General features: G+C 69.3%; 17 protein-coding genes and 1 pseudogene. 9 read left to right on the top strand and 9 right to left on the bottom strand.

Annotated features, from left to right (window positions below; translation table 11 throughout):
* Positions 1 to 138: 138 nt before the first annotated feature.
* Both VJT49_RS18785 and VJT49_RS18790 read right to left on the bottom strand, forming a co-directional pair.
* Positions 139 to 1,395 (bottom strand): hypothetical protein, encoded by a 1,257-nt coding sequence (locus VJT49_RS18785; protein ID WP_324166147.1) that lies wholly within the window; start codon positions 1,393 to 1,395, stop codon positions 139 to 141.
* The gene (locus VJT49_RS18790; protein WP_324166148.1) at positions 1,392 to 2,132 is read right to left on the bottom strand and encodes a LysM peptidoglycan-binding domain-containing protein; all 741 of its coding nucleotides are present in this window, start codon (positions 2,130 to 2,132) and stop codon (positions 1,392 to 1,394) included. The genes VJT49_RS18785 and VJT49_RS18790 overlap by 4 nt, the downstream gene beginning before the upstream one ends.
* Positions 2,133 to 2,442: 310 nt before the next feature.
* On the opposite strand from VJT49_RS18790, the gene VJT49_RS18795 reads away from it, so the two are divergent.
* Positions 2,443 to 2,880 (top strand): helix-turn-helix domain-containing protein, encoded by a 438-nt coding sequence (locus VJT49_RS18795; protein WP_324166149.1) that lies wholly within the window; start codon positions 2,443 to 2,445, stop codon positions 2,878 to 2,880.
* Positions 2,880 to 3,746, top strand: coding sequence for an alpha/beta fold hydrolase (locus VJT49_RS18800; protein WP_324166150.1), 867 nt, complete (start codon positions 2,880 to 2,882; stop codon positions 3,744 to 3,746). Before VJT49_RS18795 ends, VJT49_RS18800 begins: the two co-directional genes overlap by 1 nt.
* Before the next feature lie 40 nt (positions 3,747 to 3,786).
* Here the strand turns inward: VJT49_RS18800 and VJT49_RS18805 are convergent.
* The 3 genes and pseudogenes from VJT49_RS18805 to VJT49_RS18815 form a co-directional block, all read right to left on the bottom strand.
* A pseudogene (locus VJT49_RS18805) lies at positions 3,787 to 4,298 on the bottom strand (MMPL family transporter); the annotation flags it as partial.
* A gap of 3 nt (positions 4,299 to 4,301) precedes the next feature.
* Positions 4,302 to 4,742 (bottom strand): GNAT family N-acetyltransferase, encoded by a 441-nt coding sequence (locus VJT49_RS18810; RefSeq protein ID WP_324166151.1) that lies wholly within the window; start codon positions 4,740 to 4,742, stop codon positions 4,302 to 4,304.
* Positions 4,739 to 5,290, bottom strand: coding sequence for an RNA 2'-phosphotransferase (locus VJT49_RS18815; protein ID WP_324166152.1), 552 nt, complete (start codon positions 5,288 to 5,290; stop codon positions 4,739 to 4,741). Before VJT49_RS18815 ends, VJT49_RS18810 begins: the two co-directional genes overlap by 4 nt.
* 96 nt (positions 5,291 to 5,386) lie before the next feature.
* On the opposite strand from VJT49_RS18815, the gene VJT49_RS18820 reads away from it, so the two are divergent.
* On the top strand, positions 5,387 to 5,752 hold the full coding sequence (locus VJT49_RS18820; protein WP_324166153.1) for a DUF2695 domain-containing protein: 366 nt from the start codon (positions 5,387 to 5,389) through the stop codon (positions 5,750 to 5,752).
* Here the strand turns inward: VJT49_RS18820 and soxR are convergent.
* The gene (soxR, locus tag VJT49_RS18825) at positions 5,724 to 6,185 is read right to left on the bottom strand and encodes a redox-sensitive transcriptional activator SoxR (RefSeq protein ID WP_324166154.1); all 462 of its coding nucleotides are present in this window, start codon (positions 6,183 to 6,185) and stop codon (positions 5,724 to 5,726) included. The genes VJT49_RS18820 and soxR overlap by 29 nt on opposite strands.
* A gap of 68 nt (positions 6,186 to 6,253) precedes the next feature.
* Positions 6,254 to 6,616: a hypothetical protein gene (locus VJT49_RS18830; protein ID WP_324166155.1), complete on the bottom strand. Its 363-nt coding sequence runs from the start codon at positions 6,614 to 6,616 to the stop codon at positions 6,254 to 6,256.
* A gap of 129 nt (positions 6,617 to 6,745) precedes the next feature.
* Between VJT49_RS18830 and hisH the strand changes: the two genes are divergently transcribed.
* Entirely contained in the window at positions 6,746 to 7,375 is a 630-nt protein-coding gene (hisH, locus tag VJT49_RS18835) for an imidazole glycerol phosphate synthase subunit HisH (protein WP_324166156.1), read from the top strand.
* A 35-nt stretch (positions 7,376 to 7,410) separates the two neighbouring features.
* A complete protein-coding gene (priA, locus tag VJT49_RS18840) occupies positions 7,411 to 8,145 on the top strand; it encodes a bifunctional 1-(5-phosphoribosyl)-5-((5-phosphoribosylamino)methylideneamino)imidazole-4-carboxamide isomerase/phosphoribosylanthranilate isomerase PriA (RefSeq protein WP_324166157.1) in 735 nt (244 codons plus the stop codon).
* 103 nt (positions 8,146 to 8,248) lie between these two features.
* On the opposite strand, the gene VJT49_RS18845 is transcribed toward priA, so the two are convergent.
* Positions 8,249 to 8,635: a PPOX class F420-dependent oxidoreductase gene (locus VJT49_RS18845; protein ID WP_324166158.1), complete on the bottom strand. Its 387-nt coding sequence runs from the start codon at positions 8,633 to 8,635 to the stop codon at positions 8,249 to 8,251.
* 34 nt (positions 8,636 to 8,669) lie between these two features.
* Positions 8,670 to 9,515, bottom strand: a complete 846-nt coding sequence (locus tag VJT49_RS18850) for a hypothetical protein (protein ID WP_324166159.1) — start codon at positions 9,513 to 9,515, stop codon at positions 8,670 to 8,672.
* 113 nt (positions 9,516 to 9,628) lie between these two features.
* Between VJT49_RS18850 and hisF the strand changes: the two genes are divergently transcribed.
* The 4 genes from hisF to VJT49_RS18870 form a co-directional block, all read left to right on the top strand.
* A complete protein-coding gene (gene hisF / locus VJT49_RS18855; RefSeq protein WP_324166160.1) occupies positions 9,629 to 10,402 on the top strand; it encodes an imidazole glycerol phosphate synthase subunit HisF in 774 nt (257 codons plus the stop codon).
* The gene (hisI, locus tag VJT49_RS18860) at positions 10,399 to 10,749 is read left to right on the top strand and encodes a phosphoribosyl-AMP cyclohydrolase (RefSeq protein ID WP_324166161.1); all 351 of its coding nucleotides are present in this window, start codon (positions 10,399 to 10,401) and stop codon (positions 10,747 to 10,749) included. Before hisF ends, hisI begins: the two co-directional genes overlap by 4 nt.
* Before the next feature lie 6 nt (positions 10,750 to 10,755).
* Positions 10,756 to 11,562 carry an arginine--tRNA ligase gene (gene argS, locus VJT49_RS18865; protein ID WP_324166162.1) on the top strand — a complete coding sequence of 269 codons (807 nt, stop codon included), beginning with the start codon at positions 10,756 to 10,758 and terminating at the stop codon, positions 11,560 to 11,562.
* Between the two features lie 75 nt (positions 11,563 to 11,637).
* Positions 11,638 to 11,927: transposase family protein (locus tag VJT49_RS18870; RefSeq protein WP_414636024.1), on the top strand; the 290-nt coding region annotated here is incomplete at its 3' end.

Here is an 11,927-nt window from a genome sequence, read left to right on the forward strand (position 1 = left end):
GGGCGAGTCGGGCTTTCGGGACGCGCGAGTCCTGCTTTCGCGATGGGCGAGGCTTTCCCCGCCCGTCAACGCTGGAGGATGGATGTCGCCGGAGCTGGAGCCTTCCCCGCCAAGGAGACCAGTGGCGTTCTCACTGGATCAGAAGGAAGGTACCGGGACCCAGGACGGTACGGGGGTGTCCGCGGTGCCGACCAGTCCGCCCTTGATCTCGATACTGGGCGGGACCTTGGGTTTGAAGCCACCCTGCAAGGCCTTGGTCCAGTCCTTCGCCGAGATCTTCGACAGACCCCAGTCCCATTTACCGTCGTTCAGAAAGCCGTTCTTGTCGGCCAGGGTGATCGAGCCCTGGGCGATGTTGAGGCCCAGAATCTTGCCGGAGACGCTGGCCTTGGTGGCCCAGTCGCCGCCGACCGGACCGCCGGTGACCTTGAACTCCAGCCCGCCGACACCGAACGATGCCTTGGCCTGCCCCTGCACGTAGACCCCTGCGTCGGGCTTCTTGTGGGTGATGTCGAAGCTTTCGCCGTAACCCACCCCGACCTCACCGGAGACGACCACGTGCTTCTGGCCGTTCTTGGTGTAGCCGCCGATCTCCCCGCCGCCGCCGAACTCGCGATAGACGGACCCGCTGACACCGCTGTAGTCGACGTTGTTTCCGCTCGTGGTCCCGGTTTTCCTGACCGGCTTCGGTGCCGGCTTGACGGGTTTCGGCGCCGGGGTCGGAGTCGGTTTCACCGGCTTCGGGGGCAACGGCGGATGACCCTGTTTGACCGGCTGGTCCGGGACCGGCTGCTTCGGCGGATTGGTGGGCTTCGGGGTGTTCGCCTGCTCGTCCGGGTTCGGCGTCGACGTCACGGACTGCTTTGGTATCCCCGGCTTCTGGGGCTTTTCGGGCTTCTCCGGCTTTTTCTTTGGCTTCTTGGGCGGGCAGTCCGGCTGCATCGTGCCCAGATGCGTCACGGTGGGCTGCCGCGTCACCAGCGGAGCTTTCGGTTTGGCCGAGACCGCTTTCGCGGCCGCCTGCGTCAGCGACGAAGGTTTCACGGAGCTTGTTGGCTTGACCGGAGCCTTCACCGGCGCCACGTAATGGTTCACCGTGGGCCGTTTCGTTCCCTGCTGCGTCTTCGCCTTGGCTGAGACCACACTCACCGCGGCCTGCACGCCGGACGGCTGCTTGGCCGTGACGGGCTTGGCCGGTTTGGCCGGGGAGCGGTTGGCGGAGACAACCCGTGCCACGGGTTTCGGCGCCGGGTTGGGGGTGTGCCCGGTGGGCGCGGCCGAGGCCGGTGCCGCGGCGAGGGCGTTCAGGCAGATCCACAGCAGGCCCGCCGTGGCCGCCGTGCCGAGCAGGCCGAGCGCCAGTCGCGCGGATCGTCGCGAAGCCCGGTGCTTCATTTGCGGTCTCCCCGGTTTGTGAGGGCCAGCGGACACATATGCCGCATGCCGGTGAGCCGCGGTAAGCAGTGCCCCGGCTTGCCCGGCTTGGTGATCCGGCTGTGGTGGCGGCTCTCCTTGCCCGGCCGGCACGGCCTGACCGGGTGCGGCTTGAGCTCGCTGATCGTCTTGGTGGTGGTGACCCCCGTGCGAACCGGAGCCGCCGGGGTCGCGTTCGCGGGCTTCGCGTGCACCGGGGCGGGCTTGGTGGGCACCGGAGCGGACTTGCGGTGCGCCGGCGTGGATTTGGCGACCGGCGGCCGGTGCGTGAGCGGCGATTGGCCGGGACGCTTGGCATGCGCGGGCACGCGCAGCGACTGCCCGGCGCGGATCAGGGTCGAGTTCCCGAGCCCGTTGAGCCGCTGCAACTCGGCGACAGTGCTGCCATAGCGGCGGGCGAGCGCACACAGGGTGTCCCCGCGACGAGCCTGGATCGGGCGAGTGACGGTGGCGGCGGGCGGCGGTGCGACGGCGGGCGCGCCGGGCGCGGGGCTCGGGGAACTGACGGGGCCGGTGTTCGCGACCGTCTGTGCCACGGGTGCCGCCGGTTCCGGCTGGGACCCCGAGAGCTGGGCGGCAGCCACACCGGCGCCGGCCACCACCAGCGCCACGGCGACGACCAGCGGTCGCCCGATGCGGACGCGGTGGCCGGAACGCCCGTGGCGGGCGATGGCCCGGGCACGGCTGAGTGCGTTCATCGACTTCCTTTCGACGAAAGACGTTCGGGCCGGACAGGTCTTCGCACATCGGCCCCGATCCCGATCCAAGAGGCGGACAGGTCGTCCGACCAGGGCACAGGACAAGGCCCGGACAGGTCTTGGACGAATTCCGGACAAGCGCCAGGCACGAACGCGATGCGGCCGCGTCCGCGACGGGACTGTGGGGCTCGCGCGACGGGCGCGGGGGACTCGCGCTGGCTGATCAACCTTGCCTTCGCGATCATTCCTCAAAATCCTCTATATATCTCTCATCGAGGAGTGATAGAGTAGTTTTCAGAATAAAGAGGAGGTGCTCGAAGTGCCGGAGCAGCTGTACTCGGTCGAGCAGGTGGCCGATCTGCTGGGTCTGCACGTCAAGACCGTGCGCAACTACGTCCGGGACGGGCGGCTGAAGGCCGTCCGCATCGGTAAGCAGTACCGGATCGCCCGCGCCGACCTGGAGGCGTTCACCGGCGGTCCGGTCGCCGCGGTGTCCGAGACGGTCCGGCGGGAGCGCCGGGTCGAGGTCACCAGCATCGTGCAGATCGACGCGATCGACCCGGACACCATGAGCAGGCTGAGCACCTTGCTCATCAGCTCGGCCAACAGCCGTCCCGGGAGCGACGAACGTCTCCGTGTCGAAACGATCTACGAGGAGGAAAGGGGCAGCATGAAGATCATCATCGTCGGTGGGCCGGAGAGCAGTGCGGAACTGCTGAGGCTCGTCAACGTCCTGCTGGAGGGATGATGAGCGAGATCTACACCTCCGAAGAGGGCGCCCGGCTGATCGAGCGGCGGTATCGCGAACTTTTGGACGCCTGGCCGGTTCCCCACGAGCGATTGCGGATTCCGACCCGTGAAGGCGAGACCTTCGTAGTGGCCAGCGGTCCGCGGGGCGCGCCCGCGGTGGTGCTCCTGCACGGTTCGATGACCAACGCCGTGATTTGGATGGGCGAGGTGCGCACCTGGGCGCAAGATTTCCGGGTCTACGCCGTCGACCTGATCGGCGAACCAGGGCTGAGCGCTCCTTCGCGGCCACCACTGGCATCCGACGCCTACGCGGGATGGCTCGATGACGTGCTGGAAGGCCTTGGCGTGACCAGCGCGTCGTTCGTGGGTGCTTCGCTGGGTGGGCTGCTGGCCGTCGATTACGCGACCCGCCGTCCCGAGCGTGTCGAGCGCCTGGCGTTGCTGGCCCCCGCCGGCATCGGGCGGCAGAAATTCGGCGTGCTGCTGGCAGTGCTGCCGTTGCTGCTGTTCGGACCGCCTGGCGTACGCGCGGGAATGCGGCTGTTCCTCGGTCGCCCGCCGGAGACCGTGCCAGCCGCGGAGATCCGGAAATACCGCGAGTACCTGCTGCTCGTGCAACGGCATTTCCGGCCGCGGCGCACGCTTCCCGTGCTCGACGACCACGCTTTGCGCAGGCTGACCATGCCCGTGCTGGTCATCGCCGGCGCTCGGGACGCGGTCCTCGATTCCCAGGGCACCCAGCGACGGCTGGCGAAGACGGCGCCGCATGCGACGGTCCGCCTCCTGCCCGGCGTCGGGCACTTTCCGGCGGGCCAGGCGGCGCCAGTTCTCGACTTCTTGCGCCCGGTGCTCACCAAGTCCTAGGCGTCCCTACCCGCGTTTTCGCGCCTCGTGCGAAGGTGCGTCATGCGCCTTGGAGCACCTGCTGCTCGTCGAGCCGCCTGGTGAGGCCCTCGCCATCCACGTCGACCCGGGGCAACACCTTGTCCAGCCACCATGCTCCGGAGCCCAGCTGGGACATGATCGCGGGCACGATGGTCATACGCACCACGAAGGCGTCCGGCAGGACACCGAGCGCGAACCCGATCGACTGGATCAGCGTGGTGTCGGACAGCACGAAGCCGGCGAACACGCTGATCATGATCAACGCGGCCGCGACCATCATGCGGGAGCCGTGCCGGAAGCCGGTGACCATCGCCTGCTGGGCGTCGGCGCCGTGCACGTGCTCCTCGCGCATCCGTGTCACCAGGAACACCTGGTAATCCATGGCCAGCCCGAACAGCACGCCGATCAGCAGGATCGGCAGCATGCTCGTGATCGGCCCGGTTAAGGCGACGCCCAGCTGCTTGTCGAGCCAGCCCACTGGAACACGGCGACGACCGCGCCGAACGTCGCCACCGAGGTGAGGGAGCCCAGCGGTCACACGAGCGACAGCTTCAGCAGCGTCGCCGTTTCCTCGAAGCCGAGCTTGCGGTAGTAGTCCTTCGCCCGTCGCGTGGTGACCACGACCTCCGCCGCGCCCGCCGCGCGCGCCCGGGCGATGACCGCCTCGACCAGTTGCCTGCCGACGCCGCGCCCGCGGTGCGCCGGAGCGACCATCAGCTCCCGCAGCTCACTCACCGGTCCGTTCGCGTAGAAGGTCAGGAACCGGCCGGCCAGGGCGTACCCGATCACCACGTCGGCGTCCTCGGCGACCAGCAGATCGTCGGTGCCGTCGTAGGTCATCGCGGCCATCACCAGTTCGTAGTGCTGGTCGAACAGGGCGCGGTGCGGCCGGTAGCTCACGGCGAACTGGCAGACCAGTTCGAACACGGCGTGGGCGTCGGCGAGTTCGGCGTGCCTGATCCGTGCGCCGTTCATTCTTCTCCCTGCTCGAGGAATTCCGGCGGTACCGCGGCGGTCAGCCACACCCCGTTCGCGCCGACCCGGAACTCGTGCCCGGACGCCGACATCGCCGCGGCGTCCACTTCGAGGTCGATGGGCTTGCCACGTCGTTTCCCTACCTGTAGCGCGGTTTCGGCGTTCGGGGACAGGTGGACGTCTTCGCGCGACATCGGCCGGAGCCCTTCGCGCAGGATCGCGGGCAAGAACCGGGCCACGGTTCCGTGACAGAGCACCGCGGGTGGTTGAGCGGCCGGCAGGTCCAGGTCGACGGCCACGTTGTGGCCCTGGTTCGCCCGGATCAGCTTTCCGGTGGCATCGTAGGCGAAGCGCTGCTTGTCGTTCTGCGTCACCACCTCGTCCAGTTCGGCCCGGGCCAGTTCGAGGCCGTGCCGGGCGAGTGCCGCGAGCAGGTCGTCGACCTCGACCCAGCCGCCTTGCCCGAGCGTCAGGCCGATCCGTTCGGGAGCGTGGCGAAGGTGGCGCGACAGCCGCCTGGAAACGCGGATCAGTTTCTCGTTCTCCATTCCGGGCTCCATTGGCGCACGGACCGCTTTCCGCCGCAACGTTTTTGTCGGTGCCCCCTGCTAAACAGGAGCCACCACCACCCGAGGGGAGCCCTGATGCCGATCGAACCGGCCGCCGCCGAACGCTACCTCGCCGAATGGCACGAGCAGTGGATCACGCCGCAGGACCGGGAGTGCCTGACCTGTTACCTGGGGCGCATGCTCGCAGACTTCGGTTGTGACGACACCCTGCGCTGGGCCAAGCGCTGGCGTGACCTGCGCGCGCCGCGGGCCACGGCGTTGGAGCGCCGTCTGGCCGACAAGGGCGGCTACTGTGACTGCGAGGTGGCGATGAACGTCTGTCCCGAGCAGATGCCGTCTCCGGAGGACGCCCTGCCCAAGCCCTGTGCCGGTGTGTCACGCCGTGGCTCCACGAAGCCATGCCGTGGCGTGGTCACGCGCCGCCCTCCGCCGCCGGCTTGAGCAGGCGGGCGCCGGGGCCGAACCGGGCCATCTGGTCGTCGCTGTTGTACAAGCCGCACACCCGCAGGGACAGGCAGCCGCAGCCCACGCAGCCGGTGAGCCGGTCGCGCAACCGTTGCAGCGCGTCGATTCGCGCGTCCAGCTCGTCCTGCCAGGCCCGGGAAAGCCGCGCCCAGTCGGCCTTTGTCGGGGCATGGTCGGCCGGCAGGGTGGACAGCGCCGCGCTGATCTCCTCCAGGCTCAGGCCGACCCGCTGAGCGGCCCGGATGAAGGCGATTCTGCGCAGCACCGTACGCGAATAGCGGCGCTGGTTGCCCGCGGAACGCTCGGAGTGGATCAGCCCGCGGTCCTCGTAGAAGCGCAGCGCCGTATGCGGCACTCCGCTGCGTTCCGCGACCTGGCCGATGCTGAGATGGTCGGCAAGCTTGGTCACCCTGCCAGGCTAACCTTGACTTCAATTTAAGTCGAGGTTGGCCCCGTGTTTCGGTGCCTGGAACGCCATCACCGCGGGGCGGGCGTTACCGAGTCCACAGTGGACACCTCGCGGGGTAACTGACGGCACAGTGCCGCCGCGGTCACCTTGAGGTCTTCCGCCGCCGCGGCCGCCTGGGCCAGTTGACTGAGCACGCTCCGGTGCGTGGGCAGGCCCAGGTCGTTGTCGGCGTGGGCCATCGCCGGACAACTTCGTAGCTCGTCGAGGATCCGGGTCAGCGCCGCCGCGGTGCCGCTCATCCCGTTGAGTAGCCGCCTGATGTCGGCCGCGCACAGCGGTTGGGTTTCGAAGTGTTCCAGCTCGTCGGCCAGTTGATCGGCCAGGCGGAGGATCCGGCCCGCGGGTGCGGTCTTCTCGGCATAATCGGTCAAGCCTCCTGGCAACATCTTCGTTCCTCCTGCCTCACCCTGTCGGCCCGGTATTCCCAGGTGACGTGGGGTTCAAACCGGACTTTGGCGGCATTGAAGGGCTCGCCCGCGGATACAGCTTAGACTTGCCTGGTGACTCGCGTCGTGATTCTCGATTACGGTTCTGGAAACCTTCGTTCGGCCGAGCGCGCGGTACGGCGAGTAGGCGCGGACGTCGAGGTGACCGCCGATCGGGCAGCGGCGCTGGCGGCCGACGGCCTCGTCGTGCCGGGTGTCGGGGCCTTCGCCGCGTGCATGCGGGGGCTGCTGTCCGTTGGCGGAGACCGGATCATCGGAACCCGCCTGTCCGGAGGCCGTCCGGTGCTGGGCATCTGCGTGGGCATGCAGATCCTCTTCGAGCGCGGGGTCGAGCACGGCGTGGAGTCGAAGGGAACCGGTGAGTGGCCGGGCACGGTGGAGCGGTTGCACGCCGACGTCGTGCCGCACATGGGGTGGAACACCGTTCGCGCCCCGGCGGACTCGGAGCTGTTCGCCGGGCTGGACGCGGACACCCGCTTCTACTTCGTGCACTCCTATGCCGCGCGGACCTGGGAACTCGACTCCGGCATCCGCGGCGCGCAGCCGAAGGTGACCTGGTCCCACCATGGCGAGGACTTCGTCGCCGCCGCGGAGAACGGACCGCTGTGGGCGACCCAGTTCCACCCCGAGAAGTCCGGCGACGCCGGCGCCCACCTGCTGGAAAACTGGCTGCGGACGCTCTAGGAAAGCGCGGCGGCGCCCTCACCTATAGTGACCGCGTGACGTTCACGCTTCTTCCCGCGGTAGATGTGGCCAATGGCCAGGCCGTCCGGCTCGTCCAGGGCGAAGCCGGCACCGAGACCTCCTACGGAGATCCGCTGGAGGCCGCGCTCGCCTGGCAGCGCGACGGAGCAAAGTGGATCCATCTGGTCGACCTCGATGCGGCCTTCGGCAAGGGCTCGAACCGTGAACTGCTCGCCCGGGTGGTCGGCGCGCTCGACGTGCAGGTCGAGCTGTCCGGCGGGATCCGGGACGACGCGTCCCTGGAAGCCGCGCTGGCCACGGGTGCCCGCCGGGTCAACCTCGGCACCGCCGCCCTGGAAGATCCACAGTGGACGTCCAAGGTGGTCGCCGCGCACGGGGACCGGGTGGCCATCGGCCTCGACGTCCGGATCACCGAAGCCGGTCACCGGGTCGCCGCCCGCGGCTGGACCCGCGACGGGGGCGACCTGTGGGACGTCCTGGAACGCCTGGACCGTGACGGCGCCGCGCGTTACGTGGTCACCGACGTGAGCAAGGACGGCACGCTCAAGGGCCCGAATCTCGACCTGCTGCGCGAGGTTGCCGCCCGCACCGACGCCCCGGTCATCGCCTCCGGCGGAGTGTCGAGTTTGGACGATCTCCGCGCGCTGGCCGCACTCGCGCGGGACGGCGTCGAGGGCGCGATCGTCGGCAAGGCGCTCTACGCCGGTGCCTTCACCCTTCCGGAAGCCCTGGCCGCCGTCACCTCCTGACCACACCGCGCCCAACGTCGAACTCGCGTGCTGTGAGAGCCCGACTCGCGCGTCGTGGAAGCCCGACTCGCGCGCGTTGGGTGTGGGACTCGCGAGGGGCGGGTCAGCCGTCGAGGGTGATCGCGATGCCGACGGTGCGGTCCCGGCCGCCGCGGAGGCGGCTGAAGAACATCGTGACCTGGCCGAGCAGCCCGTACTTCCGGGCGATCGCGCGCCGGGCACGGTCCGAACCGGCGCCGTCGAGGATGCGGGCCTTGCCTCGGACCTCCGCGCCGTGGGTGCGCCGGCCGCGCACGTCGCAGGCCTGGACGGCCACCGCCGGATCCCGGCGGATGCGCTTGACCTTCCCCGCCTGCCGTTCGCTCCAGACGAGCAGTTCGCCGCCGTCGCCGGCGAGCCAGACCGGCGTGGCGACCGGGTCTCCGGTGCGCCGGTAGGTGGTCAGCGCGACGTATTTCTCCGCGGCCAGGCGCTCGTACTCCGAAGACATGGCGCAACGGTAGCGGCGTGGCGCTGAGAATCCCTCATGCCCGGTCGCGCGCCGGCTCGGCCGCGACCTCACCGAACCGGGCCAGCGCGAGCGCGGCGGCCACGGCCAGGACGAACCCGGCCGTGGCGGCGAGCACGAATCCGTGCCTGGTGGTGTCGCCGAGCGCGAGGATGCCGACAAGCGATGGCACGACCGTCTCACCGACGATCATCAGCGCGGTCGCCGTGGTCACGCTGCCGCGTTGCAGCGCCGAGGCGAAGAACAGCATGGCGAGCACGCCCGCGACGGCCACGGTGTAGGTCGCGGGATCGGACAGCAGGCTTACCAGGCTGGAGGTCGAAATGACCCGGCCGGCGATGGCCACCACCCCGAAGCAGAGGCCGGCCACCAGGCCGAGCACCGGGCAGCGCAGGCGTTCGGGCGCGTGCCCGGCCAGGAACCCGATCCCGCCCAGCACCAGCGCGCCGACCAGGAGTCCAATGTGGAACATGAAGCCGACGGGGCGGGAGCCCTCGCCGTGCGCCGAGATCCCGAGCAGGGCCAGGCCCACGCACACCGCCGCCACGGCGGACCATTCGCGGACGGTCAGCCGCGCGCCGATGGTCAGTGTGCCCACCGCCGTTACGGCCAGGCTCGCCGCCAGCGCGGCCTGCACCACGAACAACGGCAGCACCCGCAGCGCGGCGATCTGGGCGAGGAACCCGAGCGCGTCAAGGCCCAGCCCGAGCAGGTATCGCCACTGCCGGAGCACGCGCACCAGCAGCCCCGGATCGATCCCGCTGCCGCCCTGGTCGACCGAACGGGCCGCGACCGCCTGCAGCACCGACCCCACTCCGTACGCACACGCCGCGGCCACCGCGGAGATCAGGCCCCACCACATACCGCGACCCTAAGCTAAGGCCATCCCGGGCCGACGGCAGAGCCTTCGTGATCACCGTACCGGCGGGCGTCCTCGAAAGCGACGTCAGCGGTCCGGTCAGTACCCTGACCAGCATGGGTGTAGCGGTGAGGGTGATTCCCTGTCTGGACGTCGACGCCGGGCGGGTGGTGAAGGGCGTGAACTTCGCCGACCTGCGGGACGCGGGCGATCCGGTGGAGCTGGCGCGTGCCTACGACGCCGAGGGCGCGGACGAACTGACCTTCCTCGACGTCACGGCGTCTTCCGGCAATCGCGAGACGACCTTCGACGTGGTCCGGCGCACCGCCGAGCAGGTGTTCATCCCGCTGACCGTCGGGGGTGGCGTGCGCACCCGCGATGACGTGGACCGCCTGCTGCGCGCGGGAGCGGACAAGGTGAGCATCAACACCGCGGCGATCGCGCGGCCCGAACTGCTGCACGAGGCGTCGAGGCGGTTCGGCGCGCAGTGCGTCGTGCTCTCGGTGGACGCGCGCCGGGTGCCCGAAGGAGGGCAGTCCACGCCGTCCGGCTTCGAGGTGACCACCCACGGGGGCCGCCGGGGCACCGGGATCGACGCCGTCGAGTGGGCCGCGCGCGGTGAAGAACTCGGCGTCGGCGAGATCCTGCTGAACTCGATGGACGCCGACGGCACCAAGTCCGGGTTCGATCTGGAGCTGATCCGGCTGGTGCGCGATGCGGTCACGGTGCCGGTGATCGCCAGCGGCGGTGCGGGCGCGCCCGGCCACTTCCTGCCCGCGGTGCGTGCCGGTGCCGACGCCGTGCTGGCCGCCAGTGTGTTCCACTTCGGACAGTTGAAGATCGGCGAGGTCAAGGATGCGCTGCGGGCCGGCGGGGTGGCGGTCCGGTGAGCCTCGACCCCGAACTCGCCGCGCGGGTGAAGTGGAACGCGGACGGGCTGGTCTGCGCGGTGGTAGTCGAGCATGCCACTTCCGATGTGCTGATGGTGGCCTGGATGAACGACGAGGCACTGGAAAGGACGCTCACCACTCGGCGAGGTACCTACTTTTCGCGTAGCCGCAAGGAATTGTGGGTCAAGGGCGAGACCTCCGGGCACACCCAGCACGTGCGCGAAGTACGGCTGGACTGTGACGCCGACACCGTGCTGATTCGAGTCGACCAGATCGGCCCCGCCTGCCACACTCTCACCCACAGCTGTTTCGACAGCGACGAACGTCTTTTGCTCGCCGACGAATGAACCGGAGTGGTTCCTGTGCGCGACCACGAGGTCCAACCGCTGCTCGGCCAGATCGCCGCCGCCGTCGCGGCGGCGATCGGCCGCGCCCGTCCCGAACTGGCGGGAGCGGACCCCGTGGTGCGCCGATCCGAGCACGCCGACTTCCAGTCGAACGCCGCGCTCGCGCTGGCCAAGCGCGCCCGCGTCAAGCCCGCCGAACTCGCGGCCGAACTGGCCGCCGTGCTCGACCCCGAAGTCGCGCCGGCCGAGCTGTCGGGTCCGGGCTTTCTCAACATCACGATGCCGGATCGGGTGGTGTGGGGGCAGGTGGCCGCACGGCTGGCCGGCGCCCGGCTGGGCGTGGGCGCGCCGGAAGAGGGGCGGCGGACGGTGGTGGACTACTCCGCGCCCAACATCGCCAAGGAGATGCACGTCGGGCACCTGCGCACCACGATCATCGGGGACAGCCTCGCCCGCGTGCTCGGCTTCCTCGGCGCGGAAGTGATCCGGCAGAATCACCTCGGGGACTGGGGCACCCAGTTCGGAATGCTCATCCAGTACCTCGACGAGCACCCGGACGCCACCTGGCACCACGACGAACTTTCCGGCAACACCTCGGCCGTTTCCGCGCTGGACGAGTTGTACAAGGCCGTCCGCAGGACCTTCGACGCCGATCCCGCCTTCGCCGACCGCTCCCGGCAACGGGTGGTCGCGCTGCAGTCCGGCGACCCCGCCACTTCGGCGTGGTGGAAGGAGATCGTCGCCGAATCCGAGAAGGCTTTCCGGGTCTTCGAGCTAAACCGGAGAAGGTGCGATAGTTGTTACTGTGCGTGATGGCTGGTGGGTTGTGTGGGGGTTGCGGTATGTGATGGGTTCCTGAGCGCAGAGTGCCCGTGGTTCTTGTGGATCATGACTGTTGTTGAGGCAGTCGATCTTCAAGAACGCACGGGCATGGTTGACGATACAGCTACAGATGCGACGTTGTTGTTTGGGATGGCAGGGGTCGAGGTCGCGGCGGTGGGCGTGGACACCGACGGGGTCCGGGTGGTTCGGGTGGTGACCGCTGACGAGTCGGCCCGGGTATGTCCTGGTTGTTCGGTGGTGGCGACACGGTCGAAGGGTGTGGTGCTCACGCGTCCCCGAGATGTTGAGCATGGTGGTGGGCAGGTGCGGGTGGAATGGCTGAAACGGCGGTGGGT

It is taken from the genome of Amycolatopsis sp. (genome assembly GCF_035276945.1).
GTDB lineage: Bacteria > Actinomycetota > Actinomycetes > Mycobacteriales > Pseudonocardiaceae > Amycolatopsis_E.